Raw genomic sequence first — 21604 nt, 5'->3', positions numbered from 1 at the left:
CGGCTGCGCCGGACGGCTATTGTCGCGTTACTCCGGCCGAGCGTCGCTCACGCGCGCTCGCACAGGTCGGCCCTGAAACGGGCGATTCGTTCGTCTCGGACCGACGGATAGGAGTGGCCGTATCACTGAATGGGTCCTATGCGCGACATACTCGATTCGGTTGCGGCGGGTGACCTCTCCCCGGTAGAGGCCGAGGCGGCGCTTGCGGGCTACGCGACCAGCGGGGCCGGTCGGTTCGACGCCGCCCGGGAGGACCGTGCCGGCGTTCCTGAGGCCGTCCTCGCGGACGGGAAGACCGCAGCGGAAGTGGCGGATTTGGCGGCGACAGCTATCGAAACGACGGACCGGGCTATCGTGACGCGGCTGGATACGTCCACTGCGACGGCCGTTCGGGAACAGTTGGACGAGACCGCTCCGGACGCGACGGTCCGGTGGGACGACCGCTCGAACTGGCTGGTGGCGACGACGCCCGCGTTCGAACGGCCGTCGCTGGACGCGTCAGTCGGTATTGTCACCGCGGGGACCTCCGACGCCGTTCCGGCCGGTGAGGCCGCACTCATCGCCGAGGAGATGGGTGCGACCGTGACCCGTATCGACGATGTCGGCGTCGCCAGCCTCGCCCGGACGATAGATGCGGTCGATGGCTTCCGGGACCAGGACGTCCTCATCGTCGCGGCGGGCCGCGAGGGCGCGCTCCCGACGGTCGTCGCCGGTCTCGTGGATGTCCCGGTCATCGGCCTGCCCGTCTCGACCGGCTACGGCCACGGTGGCGAGGGTGAGGCGGCCCTCTCGGGGCTGCTCCAGTCCTGTACCGCCCTCTCCGTTGTGAACATCGACGCCGGCTTCACCGCCGGGACACAGGCCGGCCTAATCGCCAGACAGCTCGACGATGCACGGACGTAGATATCTACGCCAACTGCAGACATACCCAAGTATTTGGGTAAAGATCTATGGGAACAACGCGCGTACGCGTATACGTCGGCGGTGGTGTCGCCGACGAACACGATGCCTGAATGTGATCATTGCGGCGCGCACGTCTCAGACCAGTTCGCCCGAGTGTTCGCGGACGAACGCGGACACATCCGGGCGTGTCCGAACTGCTCGGCGAACGCTGGCATTGCCGAGGTATCGAGAGAGCGCGCCCAACAAGTGTGAGGCCCGCTGGGCCACCAGCATCGTGCGATGACTACCGCGCGGAGCCCTTACCACGTGTACGTCCTCCGTTGTAGCGACAACACCTTTTACACCGGCTATACGACCGATGTGGAGCGCCGCGTCCGCGAACACGACGCCGGCGACGGCGCGAAGTACACGCGCGGCCGAACCCCGGTCGAACTGATCCACGTCGAGTCGTTCGACTCACAGTCCGAAGCGATGAGCCGTGAGTACGAGATCAAGCAGTACACCAGAGCAAAGAAGGAACGGCTCGTCGAATCCAGCGACGCCGAAGCGGACTTCGATATCTGAACCGCTATCGATACAACTGAAGAATTAGCAGCGCTACCGCCTCAGATGCCGAGGCTCACCTCTTCCCGTCGGTAGCCGTGAAGTGACAGTTTTGCGATGGGGCGTGATTTTTTGTCGAGGGGCTGAGAACCGCGAGATATGGACAACGACGCGGATGTCGACGCAGGTGCGATCGCCTTCGGGACGGACGGCTGGCGGGCGACGCTGGACGTGTTCACGAAGCCGCGGGTCCGGATGGTGGGACAGGCCGTCGCCACCACCCTGCAGGAACGCGGGGCGACCGGGACCGTCGCTATCGGGTACGACGCCCGCGAGACCTCGCCCGGGTTCGCTGACGAACTCGCCCATGTCCTGCGCGCGAACGGCTTCGACGTCCTCTTGCCGGACCGGGACACGCCGACGCCGATCCTCGCCTGGACGGTGAAAGACCGCGACCTCGTGGGGGCGCTCCAGATCACGGCCAGCCACAACCCGCCGGAGTACAACGGCGTGAAGTTCATTCCCGGCGACGGGTCACCAGCGCTGCCCGACTGGACGGCCGCCTTCGAGGAGAACCTCGCCGTCCTCGACCCGCTCCCCGAGGACGAGTGGGGCGAGCGAGCGGAGGAAGACCTCATCAGTCCGTTCCACGACCACGCGCTGGAGTACGTCGACACCGATCTCGATGGCCTGTCGGTCGCCTACGACGCGCTGTACGGCAGCGGCCGCGGCGTCACCGACGCCCTGCTCGAAGCGGCCGGAGCCGACGTGACCCGGCTCAACTGCGTACGGGACCCCGACTTTGGCGGCGGGTCGCCCGAACCGTCGGCGGAGAACGCCGAGGGACTGGTGGCGGAAGTCAGCGACGGCGACGCCACGCTGGGAATCATCAACGACGGCGACGCCGACCGCATCGGCGTCGTCACACCCGAGCGGGGCTATCTGGACCCGAACCTGTTTTTCGCCGCGATGTACGACTTTCTGCTCGAAACTGGCTCGGGCGACGTGGTTCGGACGGTCTCGACCTCTAGCATCGTCGACCGCGTCGCCGAGGCCCACGGCCAGAACGTCCACGAGGTCGCCGTCGGCTTCAAGTGGGTCGCCGAGGCGATGGCCGAGCACGACGCGCTGTTCGGCGGCGAGGAGTCCGGCGGTTTCGGCCTGCCGGACCATCTGCGGAACAAGGACGGTGTGTTGGTGGCGCTGGTCGCCGCCGCCGCCGAACGCGAGGAACCGCTGGACGCCCGCGTCGACCGTCTGTTGGACGAACACGGCAAAATCCACCAGAACCGAATCAGCGTCGACTGCCCGGACGACCGCAAGGAACCAGTCCTCGAAGACCTCGAAGTCGCGCTGCCCGAGACGCTGGCGGGAGTCGCTGTCGACGGCATCAACACCGTCGACGGGTTCAAAATCCGGCTCGAAGACGGGACGTGGGTGCTGGTCCGCCCGTCCGGAACGGAGCCGAAACTCCGCGTCTACGCCGAGGCGTCGAGTGCGGAGCGCGTCGAGGACCTGTTAGAGGCGGGTCGGGACCTGGTCGAACCCCTCGTTTAAGCCCGGGGCGCGCGTCGTCGGCGCATGGACACCGACATCGAATTCGCCTACACCGAGGGGATCCCCGACGAAGCCGTCCGGGACCGCCTCGAATCGACTGTCGAGGGGGTGCTCGCGCTGGCTGACGGGGACGACGCGTACGCCTTCCCGGTGTTTCACCACTACGAGGACGGGTCGCTGTACTTCCGCCTCGGCGAGACGAGCAACAGCGAGAAGACGGGGTACCTGGACGCCACCGAGACGGCGTCGTACGTCGTCACCGAGACGGAGTCGACGCCGGACGCCGAGGCGTGGACCGGGTGGAGCATCGTCGCCCGGGGGCCGATAACGGCCGTCCCCGACGGCGACCCGGCCTACGAGGCCGTCGAAATCAACGAGCGCTACGCGCCCATCCGGGTGTTCGACGAGCCGACCGACGAGATGACCGTGACGCTGTACGAACTGTCCATCGAAGAGCTGACCGGCCGACAGAACTAGCGTCGCCAGTGAACGTCGGTGCACACCCGATCGCACGACTGCAGTGCGGTCGGTGTGTAAATCGGCTCACCGGCGACGGCGGCAAGTCCCGCGAAAGCGGTCGGCTTCGTCGGCGAGCGGCGTCACGTCGAATCCCAGCGCCTCGTAGAACGGCCGAACGTCAGCGTCGAACTCGGCGGTGACACAATTTCGCCGGTCGAGCGCGGCCTCGACGAGCGCCGTCCCGATACCCTGCCCGCGACGACGCCGACGGACAGCGACGGCCTCGATGTGAGTGTCGTCGAGTACGAGTGCGCCGAGAACGCGCTCAGCCGCCGGGTCATCGTCGGACACTGCGACGAGCGTACCGTCGTCTTCAGCACCCGCCCGAACGGTTTCCACGGCTATCGAGAGGACCGCTCCGTCGAGGACGTTCATCACCGCCGGCACTTCGTCGGCGGTCGCTGTGCGGACGTGCATATCTGTTAGAGGCCGCTGCTTGGCGGTTCAGCCGCCTTTGATGAGCCTGACGACCCGAACGTGGTCGTGCTCGACGGGCTGATCCGTCGGAACGTGCTCGCCATCGACGAGGACCGACACCTCGTGGGGGCTCAGGTCGACCGGCGAAAGCAGGTCGGCGTAGGTCGCATCCGCGTCCACCTCCAGTTCGTGGGTGTCCTCGCCGGCGATCTCGACGGTGACGTACATACACCGACTACTCCGCCGACGTACCTGAGACTGTCGACTCTCGCGGGGTTTAAGACCGGCCCACGCTTCCCATCGTCCATGAGTGAGGCCGAGTCCGAGTCGCGGGCGGGACGCGAGGAGGTCTGGATCGAGAAGTACCGCCCGCAGACGCTCGACGACGTGATGGGCCACGAGAACATCGTCGGGCGACTCAAAAGCTACGTCTCGCGCAACGACCTGAGCCACATGCTGTTTTCCGGCCCCGCGGGGACGGGGAAGACGACGTGTGCGACGGCTATCGCCCGTGAACTGTACGGCGAGGACTGGCGCGAGCACTTCCTCGAACTGAACGCCTCCGACGAGCGCGGTATCGACGTGGTCCGGGACCGAATCAAGAACTTCGCCCGAACGAGCTTCGGCGGCGTCGAGTACCGCATTATCTTCCTCGACGAGGCCGACGCGCTGACCAGCGACGCCCAGTCGGCGCTGCGCCGGACGATGGAGCAGTTCTCGAACAACGTCCGATTCATTCTCTCGTGTAACTACTCCAGCCAGATCATCGACCCCATCCAGTCCCGCTGTGCGGTCTTCCGGTTCTCGCCGCTGGCCGACGACGCCGTCGCCGAGGAAATCCGAAACATCGCCGCCGAAGAGGACATCGAACTGACCGAGGACGGACTGGACGCGCTCGTCTACGCCGCCGACGGGGATATGCGGAAAGCCATCAACGGCCTGCAGGCCGCGTCGGTCAGCGGCGACACGGTCGACGAGTCGGCGGTGTACGCGATCACCTCGACGGCCCGCCCGGAAGAGATCCGGACGATGGTCCAGTCGGCGCTGGACGGCGACTTCACCGCCTCGCGGGCGACCCTCGATAGACTGCTGACCGAGGAAGGCATCGCTGGCGGTGACATCATCGACCAACTCCACCGCTCCATCTGGGAGTTCGATATCGACGACGAAGCGGCAGTCCGAGTGCTCGAACGCATCGGCGAAACCGACTACCGGATCACCCGCGGTGCGAACGAGCGCGTGCAACTCGAAGCGATGCTGGCCTCGCTCGCCCAGGACGAGTAAGGCCGTACTACCGCTACGATCCGGTTTTTCACACCTGATAACTGGCGGGTGAGCTTTATGATGAAAGGAAAGTAAGAGTATCAACAACTGAAATGCAACGTTTACGACCATCTACGGAGGGGACGGGTGAGGACCGCGGTCAGGTCGGGATCGGGACGCTCATCGTGTTTATCGCGATGGTGCTGGTCGCGGCAATCGCGGCGGGCGTGCTTATCAATACTGCGGGGTTCCTGCAGAGTTCCGCCCAGGCGACGGGGCAACAGTCCAGCGATTCGACGACCAACCGCATCCAGGTTGTGGGCATGACCGGGGACCACTTCACCGACAACAGCGAGATCGGCGTGGTTGACATCGTCGTCAGGCGGGCACCGGGGGCAGGCAACGTCGACCTTGACAAGACGACCGTCCAGTGGATCGGTCCGAGCGGGTCGTACTACCAGCTCGCGGCTGGCGGCGCAGACGGCAACCCCGATGGGCGGTTCGCTATCTCTACCGTGCAGGACAACGACGGCTCCCAGCCGGTGCTGAACGACGTTGAAGACCGGTTCAGAATCACGCTCGACCTGGGGACCGATAATTCCGTTGGCGCTGAGCCATTCGGTGAGGAACTGCCCGAAGGAGAGACTGCGACGCTCCGCATTACCTCGCCAGCCGGCGGGATGACGACCGAGGAAGTCGTCGCACCGAAGACGCTCTCCGGGGAATCCTCTGTCACGCTCTGACGGCCAGGGATACCGCCGGCCCCTTCGGAACAGTTTTAGGCGAACGTGGGCCAACTGAACACCAATGAGCGACCTCGACGAGGCCTACCAACTCGACTACTTCGAAGAGGAAGGCTTCCACCGCCAGGAGTGTGCCTCCTGTGGCGACATGTTCTGGTCCCGTGTCGAGCGCGAGACCTGCGGCGAACCGCCGTGTGCGGAGTACGACTTCATCGACAACCCCGGCTTCGACGAGTCCCACTCGCTGACGGAGATGCGCGAGGCGTTCCTCTCTTTCTTCGAGGACCGTGACCACGAGCGCATCGACCCGTACCCGGTGGCGGCCAACCGCTGGCGCGACGACGTGTTGTTGACCCAGGCGTCGATTTACGACTTCCAGCCGCTGGTCACCTCGGGGACGACGCCGCCGCCGGCGAACCCGCTGTGCATCAGCCAGCCCTGCATCCGGATGCAGGACATCGACAACGTCGGGAAGACGGGCCGGCACACGATGGCCTTCGAGATGATGGCCCACCACGCGTTCAACGCGCGCGAGGACATCGAAGACCCCGAGCAGTACGCCTACGAGGGCGAGGTGTACTGGAAAGACGAGACGGTCCGGTACTGCGACGAACTGTTCGAGGAGATGGGGGCGAACCTCGACGAGATCGTCTACATCGAGGACCCGTGGGTCGGCGGCGGCAACGCCGGCCCGGCCATCGAGGTCATCTACCGCGGGGCCGAACTCGCCACGCTCGTCTTCATGTCCATGGAGCAGGACCCAGAGGGCGAGTACGAGATGAAAGACGGCAACCGGTACTCGCCGATGGACACCTACATCGTCGACACCGGCTACGGGCTCGAACGCTGGACCTGGATGAGCCAGGGGACACCGACGGTGTACGAGGCCGTCTATCCCGACATGATCGCCTTCCTCAAGGACAACGCCGGCATCGAACTCACCGACGAGGAGGAGCGCATCGTCCACGAGGCCGCGAAGCTCGCGGGCCGGATGGACATCGACGAGGCCGAAGACATCGAGGCCGAACGCGACACCATCGCCGCCGAGGTCGGCGTCGAGGTCGCGGAGATGCGGGACCTGATGGCACCGCTCGAGGACATCTACGCCATCGCCGACCACTGCCGAACGCTCGCGTACATGCTCGGCGACGGCATCGTCCCCTCGAACGTCGGCACGGGCTATCTGGCACGGATGGTGCTGCGCCGGACGAAGCGACTGGTCGACGGCGTCGGCGTCGACGCGCCGCTGGACGAACTCGTCGACATGCAGGCCGAGCGGCTGGGCTACGAGAACCGCGACACCATCCGCGACATCGTCCGCACCGAGGTCGAGAAGTACCGCGAGACGCTGGACCGCGGTGGCCGGCGCGTCCGCCAGCTGGCCGACGAGTACGCCGAAAAGGGCGAGCCGATCCCGACCGAGGAACTGGTCGAACTGTACGACTCCCACGGGATTCAGCCGGACATGGTCGAGGAAATCGCCGCCGAGAAAGGCGTCGCGGTCGACGTGCCCGACGACTTCTACGCGGTCGTCGCCCAGCGACACGGCGGCGACGACACCGCCACCGAGGAGTCACGGACGCCCTACGAGGACCGGCTCGAAGAACTGCCTGAGACCGACCGGCTCTACTACGAGGACCAGCAGCGGACCGAGTTCGAGGCCGTCGTCCTTGAGGTGTTCGACCGCGACGACGACAACTACGACGTGGTGCTCGACCAGACCATGTTCTACCCCGAAGGCGGCGGCCAGCCGCCGGACGAGGGGACGCTGTCGACCGACGACGTCTCCGCCGAGGTGACCGACGTCCAGCAGTACGGCGACGTCATCGTCCACACCTGCGACGACGACCCCGGCAAGGGCGAGTTCGTCCGCGGACAGGTCAATGCGAGCCGCCGCCAGCGCCTGATGCAACACCACACCGCGACCCACATCGTCATCCACAGCGCCCGGCAGGTACTCGGCGAGCACGTCAGACAGGCCGGTGCCCAGAAGGGCACTGACTCCGCCCGCATCGACATCCGCCACTACGAGTCGGTGAGCCGCGAGGAGGTCAAGGAGATCGAACGCCTCGCCAACGACATCATACAGGACAACATCGCCGTCTCTCAGGAGTGGCCCGACCGCAACGAGGCCGAGGAGCGCCACGGCTTCGACCTCTACCAGGGCGGCATCCCGGCCGGCGAGCAGATCCGGCTCATCACCGTCGGCGACGACGTGCAGGCCTGCGGTGGCACCCACGTCGCCCGAACCGGTGACATCGGGGCTGTCAAGCTCCTGAACACCGAGCGAATTCAGGACGGCGTCATCCGCCTGACCTTCGCCGCGGGCAACGCGGCCATCGAGGCCACCCAGCGCACCGAAGACGCGCTCACCGAAGCCGCGGATATCCTTGACGTTGCGCCCGATGCCGTCCCGGAGACTGCCGAGCGGTTCTTCGACGAGTGGAAGGCCCGTGGCAAAGAAATCGAACAGCTCAAAGAGCAACTCGCTGAGGCCCGCGCGAGCGGCGGTGGCGACAATGAAGAAGTCGAGGTCGGCGATGCGACCGCCGTTGTCGGGCGCATCGACGCCGACATGGACGAACTCCGCGCGCAGGCGAACGCTATCGTCGAGCAAGGCAACATCGCGGTGCTTGGCTCGGGACTCGACGGCGCGCAGTTCGTCGTCTCAGTGCCCGACGGCGTCGATGTCGACGCCGGTGAAGTCGTCGGCGAACTCGCCGGTCGCGTCGGCGGCGGCGGTGGCGGCCCGCCGGACTTTGCACAGGGCGGCGGTCCCGATGCGGACGCGCTTGACGACGCGCTTGACGACGCGCCGGAGATCCTGCGAACTGTCGCAAACGCCTGAACCGTCTCTGGTTTTCTCGCCGTTAGTGCTGCTTTCCACTCCGTTGCTTCGGACAGTTGTCCGATTGTGGAGGAATATTCTGCTCGAACGATTCGAATACATCCAATGGATACAATTACATTTACTTGTATTATGTATATCTGGGTGAGTTTCCAAAAGTATTTTTAGTAACTGCCCATCTATAGCAGATATGAGCGGAGAACGTGACATCGCACACATTCGGACTCACACCGAGTACGTTCGGTCACAACGGACGTGTCGGCGCTGTGGGACCAGTGTGCCCGCTGCCAGCGGCCGTGCTCCCGACGAACTGTGTGAAAACTGCAGTGCCACCCGTGCTACCTGACCCATGAGTACGACCACGACGCCCCCGTCGGACACTGACCTCGACGAAGCGCCGGAGTTCGAACTGGACTGCCTGTACGACGACCCCGAGAACCCCTCGGAGCTGACGATTTTCCCCTCGGACCTCCAGCAGTCCGTGACCGAGTGGGTCACTGCGGATCGGTCAGCGGCCGTCTCTCTCGACGAACTGCGCTGAGCGGCGCGTGCCGCCCGCTATTTGCCCTGACACAGCCGCCTGGCGTCCCGCATCGCCTCGTTGGTTTCACAGACGAGCGTCAGGTGATCGCCGCTTGCAAGGCGGAAATCGCTGTCGGGGACTCTGTCTGTGCCGTTGCGACTCACCATTGCGACCAGACAGCCGTCCGGAAGCTTCTCCGCGGTTTCCTCTATGGTCCGGTCGACCAGTGAGTCGTTGCTGAGTTCGACTTCCAGTACGTCCCCTGTTCGGCCGGAGTCCGACAGCCAGTGGGCCAGCGCTGGTCGCTCGACCGCGTCGTCGATTGCGTCGGCGACGGCGAAGCCGGCGGATATCGTCTCGACGTCAAGGTCCTCGAAGGCCTCGACGTTGTCCGGCTGGTTCGCTCTGGCGACCACGGTGTCGACGTCGAACCGGGTCGTCGCCAGCTGTGCCACGAGCAAATTCACGTCGTCGTCTGCGGTCGCAGCGACGACAACGGACGCCCGGTTCGCCCCTGCTTCTTCGAGGACGTGCGCGTTCGTCGCGTCCCCGTGGACGACGCGATGGCCGTCGGCCCGCGTCCGCTCGACCGTGTCCTCGTCGCTGTCGATGAGGACGACCTCCTCGCCGCGTGATTCGTATCGTACTGCCAGTTCCCGGCCGACGCGACCGCCACCGACGATGAGTGTTTGCATGGGAAGGATGTCGAGCGCTTGCGCGAAGTGACGGGCCAGCCCGCCTTGAAACATGACGGTCGCGAAGATGACGAGAAAGACAGTCCCGACGAGGACCGTCGCAGCATCCGGGTTCTCGGGACGCAGTTCGATGGCGAACAGCGTGGCGACGCTGGCTGGGACGATACCGCGCGGCCCCATCGCGCCGACGAACATCCGCTCTCGAACTGTCAGTCGGCCACCCAGCGTCGAGAGGAACACGCCGAGCGGGCGGACGAGCGTGACGACGACGATGACGACGACGAGTCCGCCGATCCCGAGCGCACGCAGGTCACCGAGCGATAGCTGGGCGGCCAACACGATGAAGACGAACGAGAGGACAAACAGCGTGATACCGCCCTTGAAATCGGCGATCTCCTCTTCGTGGGGGAGGTCGGCGTTCCCCAGTACGATACCGGCAACGGCGGCGGCCGCGATGCCGGCCTCCGAGAGCCATATGCTTCCCAGCGCGTACGCCAGCAGCGCTGCGGTCAGGACCACCGCCCGGGCGTTTTGCATGGCGTTGTCCGCCGAAAGGTGCCACCGCTGGAGCAGGAGTGCGATACCGCCGCCGACGGCGATACCGACGATGTGTCCCACGACCAGCCGGGCGACGAACGCCTCGACGACGACTACCGGCGAGGACTGGCTCGCGATGACGAACTCGAACGTCGCCACCGCGAGGATGGCTGCGGTCACGTCGTTGATGATGCCCTCGGTCTCCAGCGCTGCGGCGACCCGGTCCCTGACCGGGACCACTTGCATGATCGGCGTGATGACCGTCGGCCCGGTGGCGATCAGCAGGCTCCCGACGAGGACGGCGACTGGCCACGTCGTCCCGAACACGACCTTGACGGCGACGGCGGTTCCGACGAGCGAGACGAACGCGCCGATTGTCACCAGTCCAAGCGCCTCCCTGGACGCTTCACGGACTCGCTCGACGGTAAGGTGGAACGCCCCCTCGAAGACGATGATACCGACGCTGAGGCCGACGATAGCCTGCAGCCCGGCCTGTCCGAATATCGCGGGGTCGACGAGGTCGAGGGCCTGCGGGCCGACGAAGACGCCGGCGACCAGCAGGAACGCGACGCTCGGGATCTGGAGCCAGTCGGCGACCAGTTGCGCGGCGACACCCAGACTCACGACCAACACGACAGCGCCGATAAGTGATGCTGCTCCTGACACGGGACTGGCGGCCCTTCGACAGCCAGCGCTAAAGACCTACTCACCGAAAGAGACACACCACCGGCGAAGGAACCGACAGCCAATGCCGACCGCACGCAACCGCGACGTGTCCCTCTACTACGAAGCCGACGGCGACGGCCCCACCGTCGTGTTCATCAACGACGTGGGGTACGGGGCGTGGCTCTGGGGCTGGCACTACGACGCCGTCGCCGGTCCCTACGAGACGGTGGTGTGGGACCTCCGCGGAACCGGCCGGTCGGACGCGCCGGCGGGACCGTACGACGTGGACACGCTGGCGGCTGACCTCGAAGCCGTGCTGGCCGACCACGGCGTCGGGAGCGCCCACCTCGTCGGGGCCGGCCTCGGCGGCATGGTCGCGCTCGAATACGCTCACCAGTACAGCCGCGCCCGTTCGCTGACGCTGTACTGTACGGTGGGATCTGGCGATGCGGTGGATCGGGCGGAACTGGACGCGCTCGCGCTGGACGCCCCATCGTCGCTTGCAGGAGCGTTTTCGCCGGCATTCCGCGAACACGACCCGGACCTCATGGAGCGGATCGCAGGCTGGCGCGCTGACGAGGACGCTACTGGCGCGGCCCGCGACGCGCAGGCCAACGCAATGACGGCTTTCGACTCGCCGCCGCTGTACGAGATCACCCAGCCCGCTGAGGTGTACTACGGGCTGGACGACCCCGTCGTGTCGCCGGACGCCGCGCAGTCGCTGGCGGCCGACCTGCCCCGCGGGACCGGCGAGGCCGTCGAGGGTCGCCACTGCTGTTTCGTCGAACACGCGCCGGCGGTGACCGACCGATTGCTGGCGCTACTGGACGAGCAGACAGAGTAACTATTGGACCGGATGGCCGGACGCAATCCACAAATACGCGGCCTGATAGGTGATACGTATGACCGACCGGACGGCGGCCGTCACGCGGACCACGGCCGAGACGGACATCGAGGTCACGCTCGACGTCGACGGCGACGGCGACAGCACCATCGACACCGGCATCGGCTTCTTCGACCACATGCTCGACTCCTTTTCCACCCACGGGCTGTTCGACCTGACCGTGCAGTGCGACGGCGATCTAGACATCGACGACCACCACACCGTCGAGGACGTCGCCATCACGCTCGGCGAGGCGTTCACCGAGGCGCTGGACGACAAGCGCGGCATCCGCCGGTTCGCCGACCGCAAGGTCCCGCTGGACGAGGCCGTCGCGAGCGTCGTCGTCGACATCTCCGGCCGGCCGTACTTCGCGTTCGACGGCGAGTTCTCGCAGGACTCGGTCGGTGGGATGACCAGCCACATGGCCCAGCACTTTGGTCGCTCACTGTCGATGAACGCCGGGCTGACGCTGCACTGCGGCGTCGAGGGCGAGAACGCTCACCACGAGATCGAGGCGCTGTTCAAGGGGCTGGCACGAGCACTCGACGACGCGACCCGCATCGACGAGCGCCGCTCCGACGTGGCGAGCACGAAGGGCGAACTGTAGCCGATTGCGACCCGCCGTTTCGGCCGCTGTCGGCACCGATTAGTGTCCCCATACCCATCCTTCCGTATGTTCGACGAGATTATGCAGAAATTCGAGGACTCTCCCGGCCAGCAGGACGTCATCCGCCTGCTGCTGGAACGGGGGTTCTCCGTCAACGAGGACGGCCGCGTCGTCTCGGGCGGTATCGAAATCCCGAACACGGGTATCGCCCGCGAGGCCGACGTTGACCGCCGCGTGGTCAACGCGACGACGGACGCGATTCTCGACGACGACGACCTGCGGCGCATCTTCCGCAACATCTCCTCCGTGCCGAGCCTGCTCGATCTCGCCCCGGTGCTCGATCTGCACGCAGTGACTGTCACCGTCCGCGCCGCCGACGAGTCCGGCATCGTCTCGACGGTCACGTCGGCTATCGCCGACCACGGCATCTCTATCCGCCAGGTCCTGAGCGAAGACCCCGAGTTCACCGACGAACCGAAACTGTACGTCATCACTGACGAGGAACTGCCCGGCGACCTCATCAACGAAATCCGTCGCCTGGCGTTCGTCCGGACCATCGAACTGGCCTGATGCCGGCGACGCTCACCGTCGAGACGCCCGGAGGGGAAACCCACGAACTCACCGCCGAACGCGGGGCCGTCCTCCGGGACGTGCTTCTCGATGCCGACCTCTCGCCACACGGTCGCTACGCGAAACGGGTCAACTGCGGCGGCCGCGGCATCTGTGCCACCTGCGGCGTCCGTCTCGCTGAGCCGCCCGACCCCGACCACTGGCACGACGACCTCGCCGACCGGTTTAGCTATCCCCGGCTCTCCTGTCAGCTCCGGGTTCGGGACGGAATGAGAGTCGAACTGCTTGACAAGCGGGTCTGGGGGTCGCGGCAACCGGACGGCAGGACGGACTGACTCACTGCTGGGAGCGCGAACGACAAACGCTATTCCGCCGCCGGGCCTACGCCGGGCCGTGACGGACAGCTACCTGACCGTTCCGGGCCGCGGCGAGGCGCGCTTCGAAGTGCGCGGCTCGGAGTTCATCGGCCACGTCGCGCCGGCGGCGACCGTCGAAGCCGCCGAGGCGTTCGTCGACGCCGTCAGCGAGGAGTACGCTGACGCGACCCACAACGTCCCCGCCTACCGCGTGCGATCCGATCCCTTTCGGGAGTATTCGAGCGACGACGGCGAACCGAGCGGCAGCGCCGGCGACCCCGCGCTGAACGTTCTCCAGCAACGCGATATCGAGAACGCCGTCGCCGTCGTCACGCGCTACTACGGCGGGACGAACCTCGGCGTCGGCGGCCTCGCCAGTGCCTACTCCAGAGCGGTGAAAGAGGGCGTTGACGACGCAGGCGTGGTCGAGGAGGTGCCCCACGAGCAGTTCACCGTAACCGTCGCCTACGACGACTCCGGCAGCGTTCGGAGCCTGCTTGAATCAGCAGGCGTCGAGTTTGCAGCTGACTACGAGGCCGAAGTCGTCTTCGAGGTTCGGGTGCCTACGGCTGAGGGGAGCGACCTGCGGGACCGAATCCGGAGCGCGACCAGCGGGCGGGCGGCTATCGAACTGGCGTGACCCCCGCTACTCGTAGGTCGGCAACCGCGCCGACTGCGCCGAGCCGTCGATAAAGGGCAGGTCGACCTGCTGTGCGCTGACCGGTTCACCGTCGATGCGGATGGTCAGCGCGTCTTCGGGCCGTTCCCAACTGAGATTCGCCAGCGCAATCGGGGCTTCCCGCATCGGGCTCCGGCCGGCCCGGGTCACGTCGCCGACGTGCTCGTCGCCAGCGAACACCGCAGCGCCGGGGTCCGGGCACGCCTCGACGGCGAGGCCGACTAATCGTTGAGTGGGGTGGCCCCGGTTCTCGATGCGGGAGACGACCTCCTGACCGACGTAACACCCCTTCTCGAAGTCGAGAGCGTTCCGCAGGCCCAGATTGTTTGGAAGCGCCCCCTCGATTTCGCTGTCGAACAGCGGCGTCCCGGCCTCTAACGTCAGCGTCTCCCAGGTCCGGTAGCCGAAGGGGACGGCGTTGAGCCCCCGGTTGACCAGCGTGTCGAAGACAGCCTCGGCGTCGTCAGCGCTACAGACCACGTCGTAGCTCTCCTCACCGGCGAGGTTGTCCGTCCGGATGACGGAAACGCCGGCGTCGCCGAGTTCGCCGCGCTCGAAGGTCAGCGGTGCTGGCGGGGTTCCGGTCTGGTGGAGGACGCTGGCGATCTTCTCTGTCGCTTTCGGCCCATGGACGCCGAAGACGGCGAAGTCGTCGGTTGCCTCCTCGAACTCGACGTCCTGAATGAACGTCTTGTCCGCCCACTCCGCGGCAAGGTCCTCGGCTTTCTGGGGCGGTGTGAACACGAGCAGGCGCTCGCCGGCGTTGTACACGTACATGTCCGTGTCGACGCGGCCGTCGGGGTCGAGCAAGAGCGCGTAACAGCCCGCGCCGTCATCGTCTGGCACGCGGTTCGAGACGGCGTTGTCGACGTAGTCGACGCGGTCCTCGCCGGTGACGACGATCACGCCGTAGCCGTACTCCATCGCCCCGACGACGTTCCGAACCGCGCGGTGGGTCCGCTCCGGTCGCCCGTAGTTGTCGACAACGCGCCGACCACCGACCTCCCTGAACGTCGCTTCGTGGGCCTCGTGAACGGACTCGAGAACAGTCATTGTACGGGTATGCGGCCCTCGCGGGGAAAAACGTCCCGTTAGCGGCGTCGGTGTGCGAGGGCGGTCACCGCGAGCAGTGCGGCTATCGTCAGAGCGACAGTGAAGCCCGGACCGCTGCCGTCCGTCGTTTCGGTCTCCGTCTGCGTCTGTTCCGGTGCTCTGGCTGCCCCGTTCGTCGTCTCCCCGTCCGGTCTGAACGCGGTAACGTTCGTCGTCGTGGTGAGGTCGGCAGCTGTCGCGGTGAACGTGACGTTGCCGGCCGTCGGGACCGTCGCGGTTATTTCGCCGTCCGCGTCGGTCTGTCCGACCTCGGTACCGTTCCGAGACACGGTCGCGTTCGGAACCGGCTCGTCGTATTCGTCGGTGACCGTGAGACCGACGGTTGCGTTGACGACGACCTGTCTGTTATCGGGGGAGAGCGTGATCTCCGGAGTGCGCCGGATATCCACGTCGATCGACTTTTCGTCTTCAGCCACGCTGACGCGTCTCTCGACCGTCTCGTAGCCCTCTTTGGTCACTGTGACGTCGTAGCGGTCGTTGACCGGGACGCTGACCGACGCCGTTCCGTCGGAGAGCGTCGGCACCGTCCCGTCGAACCCGTTGTCCGATTCGACCTGAAGGTTCGCACCTCGGATCGGTCTCGGGTCGTCGAAGTGATCGTCGACGACTTCGGCCTGCAGCAGGACCGACCCTTCACGAATCCGGACCGTCGTCGTTGTCTCGCCGGAGACGGGCACGGTCGTCAGGTTACGGTAGAACCCCGGCTTGGTGACGATGACGCTGTACTCGCCTTCTTCGACGGGCTGTGTCGTGATGGTCCCGTCGCTACCTGCATTCATGTCGACCACGTAGTTCCCGTCTCGATACAGCCGGATGCGAGCGTTCTCAGCCGGCTGGCCGTCCGCCTTCACCGCGTTGACTGTGGCCGTCGCTGACTCCGAGACCGCCACCTCGATGGACTCCGCCTCGGCGTCCTCGACGACGTACGGGACGTTTCGGACGTACTCGTCGTCGTCTATCCGGAGGGAGACGTTCGCCCCCTCGGGGACATCGATGAGTGCCTGCCCGCTTGCCCGCGTCGTCTCATTGGACGGCCCGCCTGCGCCGTCGTCCCACGTCGCCGAGATATCGATACCACTGAGCGGGTCGCCGTCCTGATCGACCACGGTGATGGTGAGCGTCACCTGCGACTGTGCAGCGGCTGTTCCCGCCACCGCTCCGGACCCTACCAGCAGCGCCAGCATCACAATTGTTAACACTGTTCGATGGTCGAGCATACCTGATCAATAAAAGAGTGGACGTAAATCAGTACTGCCGGTAGGGACTCCCTACGGCCGTCTGGACTGCTGTGAATCGACGAGGCGCTCAACTTCGGACGGTTCGAGCGGTGTCAACGGTCCAGACAGTGTCCGGGAGAGGGCTGCTGCTGCGACACCGTGGAGCAGCGCTTCGTCCGTGTCAGCGCCGGCGGCCAGTTGCTGGAGCGTCGCGCCGATGAAGGCCTCGTGTTGTCCCGATTCGTCGACCGCGGTCGTCTCGATGGCATCTTGCTCGTGAATGACGCCGTCGTGGTAGGCCACCGCGCCGTACTCGCTCCGTGTGAGAATCACGCGGGTGAGGTCGTACTCCGTCGCGAGCGTGTGAGCGACTTCGCGCGGACTCCCAGTCGTGTCAAACACCGCGGAAACCTGCTCTTCGGCGGCAAAGAGAGTATCGACGGCCGGTAGCAGGTCTGCAAGCGCGTCGCGGGCGTCCTCGGCGTCCCATAGCCCCGGATGGAAATCGAGATCGAATGCTCGCATTCCTGCGGCCGCTCTGAGTAACGCCCCCGTCGTGTCGGCGGCTGTGTCAGAAAGTGAGAGGGTTGCGCCAGAGGTGAACACCACGTCCGCGTTCTGTATCTCGCCCATCGGAAGTTCACCGGGCGTCAGCGTCGCCATCGCGGTGTTGCCGCGGTCCTGTAGCAGCCGCTCGGCACGGGGCGGGTCGGCGTCCTCGTGGAACGTGAGCCCTTGCCGGCCGGTACTCGGGTCGGCCCAGACAACCTCTGTCTCCAGCCCGAACTCGTGGAGTTCCGCGACGACGCGCCGTCCGAGCGGTGTGTCCGGGACCTTCGAGAGCCACCGTGCGTCAGCCCCAAGTCGGCCGGCCGTCGCTGCAACGCCGCTCGCGGTCCCATCGACGCGAATCGACGCCTCACGGGCCGTCTCGAATCGCTGTCCGTCAGGGGGTGCAAATCTCAGAGCGGTCTCACCGAACGTTACGAGTGACATACCGCGTGCATCGGGAGACGGAGGTTTAGTTCAATCGGCTGTATCGATTGCTGTGTCTGGGGACGGGCCGGAATCTCTCGTTACCGCCGCCGACCGCCGTGTCCGGGGTAATCCCGCTCGAACCGGTCTTCGAGTTCCTGCCGGTCGATGTGGATGACCGTCGGCCGTCCGTGGGGACACGCGTAGGGGTTCTCACAGTCGTCCAGTGCGGCGAGTAGCTCCCGGACGGAGCCCTCGGTCAGCGACGTGTTCCCGGTCACCGAGGGGTAACACGCCAGGTCGCCGAGCAGTTCGTCCGCCGCCGCTTCGACCGTCGCTGCCGCTTCGTCGTCGCCGGCGACGAACGCGCCCAGTACGTCCCTGACGATGTCCGGGCCGGCCGCATCGGCGATGACGCCCGGAAGGGTCCGGACCTCGATGCTTCGCTCACCCGTGCGCGCCGTGTGGAACCCCAGACTCGCCAGCGCGTCGCTACGCCGGTCGAACACCTCGGCCTCGCGCGCGGTTAGTTCCAGTTCGACAGGGTTAGCAAGTGCCTGCGTCGTCGTTTCGCCTTCGAACTTGGCCTTGAGCCGCTCGTAGTTGACCCGCTCATCGGCCGCGTGCTGGTCGACCAGCACGAGGCCGTCGTCCGTCTCCGCGACGACGTAGGTGTCGGCTAACTGTCCGAGAATCCGCATCGAGGGCAGCGACTCGTGGGTCACTTCCGGGGCGTCGCCGAGGCGTGCCTGCTCTTGGCCGCCGGTGAACTTCCGCCCCTCGCTCTCCGTGGCTGTCCGTCCCGCCGCGGACGCGTCACGGCGCTCACCATTGCTATTTCCACTCGAAACACTACCCTCTGGATCGCGCACCCCGGATTCGCCCGACGCATCGTCCGTTGGGCCGGTCGCGGAGGGCCGTTTCGTGTCGGCTGATTGAATGGATTGGGCTGTGCCGGAGGACTGGCTACCCGCTGTCTCGGTCTGCGTGCTGTCCGGTCGGTCTGTGGGCTCGGTATCCGGCTCCTGTGCTGTTGCATCAGCGCTGCCCGTTGCGGTGGTATCCGTCCGTCCCGGCGTTGCTGCTTCGTCTCCGGTGTCCCGGCCGTCCGGACTCGACCGCTCGTGCTCGCTGTCGTTCGCCCCGTCTGACGCCGGCGTTATCTCGGTCTGCTCGGGTGCCGACCGGCCACGCGGTGCTGTCGAGCGCAGTAGCCCTTCCCGCAACAACGCGTCCTCGACGGCAGTCCGGACCTGCTCGCGAACACCCTCGTCGTCGGCGAAGCGGACCTCCATTTTGCGGGGATGGACGTTCACGTCCACGTCGCCCGCGGGCACGTCCAGAAAGAGGACGGCGAAGGGGTAGCGGTCCGGCGCGATCTGGGTCCCGTAGGCGTCGACGACGGCGTCGCGAACGGTACCGGCCCGGACATAGCGGCCGTTGACGTACGTCGAGAGGTACTCGCGGCCGGCGCGGTTCGTCTCGGGGTGCGAGACGAGGCCGTGGACGCCGTCGAGCGGCCCGTCAGGGAAACTATCACTCTCGTCGCCATCCGCGTTCGCTTCCGAACCTGCTCCGACCGAGATCATCGACTCGGCGACTTCCCGGCCGTAGACGGACATCACCGTCTCGCGCAGGTCGCCTTGGCCGGTCGTCGAAAACGTTTCGCGGTCGCCGTGGGTCAGCGAGACGGCCACGTCCGGGTTAGCCAGCGCGTAGCTGGCGACGACGGTGTTGACGTGTGCGAACTCCGTCGACTCTTGTTTGAGGTACTTCCGGCGGGCTGGGACGTTATAGAAGAGGTCTTCTACCGCCATCGTTGTCCCCTCCGGACAGCCGGCGGGGCTGACTGACGTGACGTCACCGCCTTCGAGCACCAGTTCGGTTCCCACGTCGCCGCCGCGGGGTCTGGTCCGGATCGTCAGCCGTGAGACCGCCCCGATCGCGTGCAGCGCCTCGCCGCGGAACCCGAGTGTTCCCACGCCACCCTCCAGATCTGCAATGTCGCGGATTTTCGACGTGGTGTGCTCCTCGACGGCCGTTTCGACGGCTTCTCGGTCCATCCCGATGCCGTCGTCCGTGACGCGAATCCCGTCGGTTCCGCCAGCTTCCACAACCACGTCGACCCGGCTCGCGTCGGCGTCGATGGCGTTCTCGACCAGTTCCTTGACGACGGAGGCCGGTCGCTCGACCACCTCGCCGGCCGCGATGCGTTCGACGGTCCGGTCGTCGAGTCGCTGGATATCGGTCATACGTGCCTCCGCATGTGATTGCCACCGGCTAACGGGCGAAGCGACTTGATACTGTCTGCCTTCGCCGTGCCTATCAGCATTGTCATGAAAATAGTTAACACAAAACAGTCCTGAACCTCCCATGGTGACGACCTATGTGCCACCACAGAGAACGCTCCTGGACCGAAGCGACGGCGGACGACGAGGCAACTGACGAGGACGAGGAGGAACTCCCATCCTTCCTCAACGAGGAGGCGACCGAAACCGAGGTGCTGACCGACGGCGGCGACGAGGCGTAGCAGCGGCACACCTTCGATGCGGTGTTGGCAAACCAGCCATTTTTTGTCGTGTGTGAGTATCGCAAACCCGATAGCTAAAGTACGCTCGCCGTTAGTCGCCACTATCCTGTGGATATCGACATGGAACAATACGACCAACTCTACCGTCTGTATAAGAGCGTAGACACGACGACGCTGCGTGGCTATCAGGAGTTCGTCGACCTGTTTCCTCCGCTCAGCTCGACTGTCGCCCTGGAACAGTGGGAAACCGCCAGTGACCGCCTTGACGCTCTCAAATCCGACATCACTGACGAGTTTCCCGGGACCGGCGAGACCTATGCGGAAATCGCGGCCCGGCTGACCCGCGACGAGGCCTTTACCGCGCTCGACCTCTACTCGAAGTACGACCGGTCGGTGAACGTGCTCGTGCTGGACGTCGACGAGACGCTCCGGTCGGCCGGTGACACCGACAACGAAATCCCCCGTGACACGCTGTATCTCCTGACGCAGTTCCACGAAGCGGGCGTCCCTATCGTCGTCTGTACCGGCCAGACGCTGGAGAACGTCAAGGGGTTCATGATACAGGGGCTTGGCAACGATCTCGTCTCCTCCGGCCAGATGAGCATCGTCTACGAGTCCGGTAACGGCGTGTTCACGCCCAAACACGGCGAGGACACCAAGCGACTGCTCTACGAACGCCTCGACGGAGCGGTCGTGGACGTGTTCGAGACCGTCCGGCGGCGAGTCCTCTCGGAGGCCCCCGACGCCGTCGGCAAGCGCTGTCACCTCCAGGGCAACGAGTTCAACGTCACGCTGAAACCCAACGCCGAGGTCGGCAGCGACAACGCCGTCGAAATCATCGACGAGTCGCTGCGGTACCTCTGTGGCCTCGTTGGCGACGCTATCGCCACACAGGTCGACGCCGAAGTCGACGACCCCGCAGGCTACGCGCGGGCCTACTTCAGCCGCGACCCGGAGATTCTGGACGTGCTGGCGGCGAGCGACCTGTCGACCGACGCCGACATCGACGACGCGCCCGAGGCGTTCCGCGACATCCTCGAACGCGTCGACCTGGGCTACTACGAGGGCGACGCGGCCGAACTCGTGAGCCTCGAACTGGACAAGTCCGCCGGCGTCGAGGAGGCCTTCGACGTGCTCGGCATCGACGACCCGTTCGCGCTCGTGATGGGCGACAGCAAGAGCGACCTGCGAGTGATGCGCTGGGTCGACGAGAACGACGCCGGCATCGCCGCCGCGCCCGCGCATTCCTCGCCCGACGTGCTCGACCACGTCAGTTCGAGGGACGACCTGGTGTACGAGGCCGGCGACGCTAGCACGGTGTTGCGGACTATCTACGGTATTAGCCTCGTTGAGCAACTGGACGAGCAGGGCGAGTGAGCCGACGCCCCATCTGTTGCTGTGGTTCGTTCCCGATTCGGACATGCGTCCCACCCAACAGTTAGGCGTCGGCCGACCGAACT

23 protein-coding genes are annotated in these 21604 nt (G+C 65.8%); 16 read left to right on the top strand and 7 right to left on the bottom strand.

Annotation, left to right across the window (positions count from 1 at the left end; genetic code table 11):
- Positions 1-138: 138 nt before the first annotated feature.
- From larB to ACNO8S_RS14895, 5 genes are all read left to right on the top strand, one after another.
- Positions 139-903, top strand: a complete 765-nt coding sequence (larB, locus tag ACNO8S_RS14915; RefSeq protein WP_420182199.1) for a nickel pincer cofactor biosynthesis protein LarB — start codon at positions 139-141, stop codon at positions 901-903.
- Positions 904-1005: 102 nt separating this feature from the next.
- Entirely contained in the window at positions 1006-1155 is a 150-nt protein-coding gene (locus ACNO8S_RS14910; RefSeq protein ID WP_420182198.1) for a DUF7563 family protein, read from the top strand.
- 27 nt (positions 1156-1182) lie between these two features.
- Positions 1183-1467, top strand: coding sequence for a GIY-YIG nuclease family protein (locus tag ACNO8S_RS14905; RefSeq protein WP_050007393.1), 285 nt, complete (start codon positions 1183-1185; stop codon positions 1465-1467).
- 138 nt (positions 1468-1605) lie between these two features.
- Complete coding sequence (locus ACNO8S_RS14900) at positions 1606-3003, top strand: phosphoglucomutase/phosphomannomutase family protein (protein ID WP_420182197.1); 1398 nt, start codon at positions 1606-1608, stop codon at positions 3001-3003.
- A 24-nt stretch (positions 3004-3027) separates the two neighbouring features.
- Positions 3028-3480, top strand: a complete 453-nt coding sequence (locus ACNO8S_RS14895; protein WP_420182196.1) for a pyridoxamine 5'-phosphate oxidase family protein — start codon at positions 3028-3030, stop codon at positions 3478-3480.
- Positions 3481-3546: 66 nt separating this feature from the next.
- Here the strand turns inward: ACNO8S_RS14895 and ACNO8S_RS14890 are convergent, their stop codons facing one another.
- The gene (locus ACNO8S_RS14890) at positions 3547-3939 is read right to left on the bottom strand and encodes a GNAT family N-acetyltransferase (RefSeq protein ID WP_420182195.1); all 393 of its coding nucleotides are present in this window, start codon (positions 3937-3939) and stop codon (positions 3547-3549) included.
- 27 nt (positions 3940-3966) lie between these two features.
- Positions 3967-4167, bottom strand: a complete 201-nt coding sequence (samp2, locus tag ACNO8S_RS14885) for a ubiquitin-like small modifier protein SAMP2 (RefSeq protein ID WP_044952087.1) — start codon at positions 4165-4167, stop codon at positions 3967-3969.
- Positions 4168-4245: 78 nt separating this feature from the next.
- On the opposite strand from samp2, the gene ACNO8S_RS14880 reads away from it, so the two are divergent.
- From ACNO8S_RS14880 to ACNO8S_RS14865, 4 genes are all read left to right on the top strand, one after another.
- Positions 4246-5223 carry a replication factor C small subunit gene (locus tag ACNO8S_RS14880; RefSeq protein ID WP_420182194.1) on the top strand — a complete coding sequence of 326 codons (978 nt, stop codon included), beginning with the start codon at positions 4246-4248 and terminating at the stop codon, positions 5221-5223.
- 92 nt (positions 5224-5315) lie between these two features.
- Positions 5316-5945 carry an archaellin/type IV pilin N-terminal domain-containing protein gene (locus ACNO8S_RS14875; RefSeq protein ID WP_420182193.1) on the top strand — a complete coding sequence of 210 codons (630 nt, stop codon included), beginning with the start codon at positions 5316-5318 and terminating at the stop codon, positions 5943-5945.
- Positions 5946-6009: 64 nt separating this feature from the next.
- On the top strand, positions 6010-8793 hold the full coding sequence (gene alaS, locus ACNO8S_RS14870) for an alanine--tRNA ligase (RefSeq protein WP_151102651.1): 2784 nt from the start codon (positions 6010-6012) through the stop codon (positions 8791-8793).
- A 349-nt stretch (positions 8794-9142) separates the two neighbouring features.
- A complete protein-coding gene (locus ACNO8S_RS14865) occupies positions 9143-9334 on the top strand; it encodes a DUF7511 domain-containing protein (RefSeq protein ID WP_014041598.1) in 192 nt (63 codons plus the stop codon).
- A gap of 17 nt (positions 9335-9351) precedes the next feature.
- Here the strand turns inward: ACNO8S_RS14865 and ACNO8S_RS14860 are convergent, their stop codons facing one another.
- Positions 9352-11214, bottom strand: a complete 1863-nt coding sequence (locus ACNO8S_RS14860; RefSeq protein WP_420182192.1) for a cation:proton antiporter — start codon at positions 11212-11214, stop codon at positions 9352-9354.
- A gap of 82 nt (positions 11215-11296) precedes the next feature.
- Between ACNO8S_RS14860 and ACNO8S_RS14855 the strand changes: the two genes are divergently transcribed.
- From ACNO8S_RS14855 to ACNO8S_RS14835, 5 genes are all read left to right on the top strand, one after another.
- Entirely contained in the window at positions 11297-12058 is a 762-nt protein-coding gene (locus ACNO8S_RS14855; protein ID WP_420182191.1) for an alpha/beta fold hydrolase, read from the top strand.
- A 58-nt stretch (positions 12059-12116) separates the two neighbouring features.
- Positions 12117-12704, top strand: coding sequence for an imidazoleglycerol-phosphate dehydratase HisB (hisB, locus tag ACNO8S_RS14850; RefSeq protein WP_129755748.1), 588 nt, complete (start codon positions 12117-12119; stop codon positions 12702-12704).
- A gap of 66 nt (positions 12705-12770) precedes the next feature.
- The gene (locus ACNO8S_RS14845) at positions 12771-13274 is read left to right on the top strand and encodes an ACT domain-containing protein (RefSeq protein WP_005536977.1); all 504 of its coding nucleotides are present in this window, start codon (positions 12771-12773) and stop codon (positions 13272-13274) included.
- A complete protein-coding gene (locus tag ACNO8S_RS14840) occupies positions 13274-13609 on the top strand; it encodes a 2Fe-2S iron-sulfur cluster binding domain-containing protein (protein WP_014041593.1) in 336 nt (111 codons plus the stop codon). Before ACNO8S_RS14845 ends, ACNO8S_RS14840 begins: the two co-directional genes overlap by 1 nt.
- A gap of 58 nt (positions 13610-13667) precedes the next feature.
- The gene (locus tag ACNO8S_RS14835) at positions 13668-14270 is read left to right on the top strand and encodes an IMPACT family protein (protein WP_014041592.1); all 603 of its coding nucleotides are present in this window, start codon (positions 13668-13670) and stop codon (positions 14268-14270) included.
- A 6-nt stretch (positions 14271-14276) separates the two neighbouring features.
- On the opposite strand, the gene ACNO8S_RS14830 is transcribed toward ACNO8S_RS14835, so the two are convergent.
- The 4 genes from ACNO8S_RS14830 to mutL form a co-directional block, all read right to left on the bottom strand.
- Entirely contained in the window at positions 14277-15362 is a 1086-nt protein-coding gene (locus ACNO8S_RS14830) for an aminomethyltransferase family protein (RefSeq protein ID WP_420182190.1), read from the bottom strand.
- Positions 15363-15400: 38 nt separating this feature from the next.
- The gene (locus ACNO8S_RS14825) at positions 15401-16639 is read right to left on the bottom strand and encodes a carboxypeptidase regulatory-like domain-containing protein (RefSeq protein ID WP_420182189.1); all 1239 of its coding nucleotides are present in this window, start codon (positions 16637-16639) and stop codon (positions 15401-15403) included.
- 51 nt (positions 16640-16690) lie between these two features.
- Positions 16691-17635, bottom strand: a complete 945-nt coding sequence (locus tag ACNO8S_RS14820) for a sugar kinase (RefSeq protein WP_420182188.1) — start codon at positions 17633-17635, stop codon at positions 16691-16693.
- Between the two features lie 80 nt (positions 17636-17715).
- Positions 17716-19866 (bottom strand): DNA mismatch repair endonuclease MutL, encoded by a 2151-nt coding sequence (gene mutL / locus ACNO8S_RS14815; RefSeq protein WP_420182187.1) that lies wholly within the window; start codon positions 19864-19866, stop codon positions 17716-17718.
- A 134-nt stretch (positions 19867-20000) separates the two neighbouring features.
- Between mutL and ACNO8S_RS14810 the strand changes: the two genes are divergently transcribed.
- Positions 20001-20144, top strand: coding sequence for a hypothetical protein (locus tag ACNO8S_RS14810; protein ID WP_004590504.1), 144 nt, complete (start codon positions 20001-20003; stop codon positions 20142-20144).
- 108 nt (positions 20145-20252) lie between these two features.
- The gene (locus ACNO8S_RS14805; RefSeq protein ID WP_014041587.1) at positions 20253-21521 is read left to right on the top strand and encodes an HAD family hydrolase; all 1269 of its coding nucleotides are present in this window, start codon (positions 20253-20255) and stop codon (positions 21519-21521) included.
- Positions 21522-21604 lie beyond the last annotated feature (83 nt).

Origin of the sequence: Haloarcula sp. KBTZ06, from assembly GCF_048595605.1 — an archaeon.
Lineage (GTDB): Archaea > Halobacteriota > Halobacteria > Halobacteriales > Haloarculaceae > Haloarcula > Haloarcula hispanica.
Note: the sequence above shows the minus strand (reverse complement) of the source record. Positions and strands in the feature narration are given on the sequence as shown.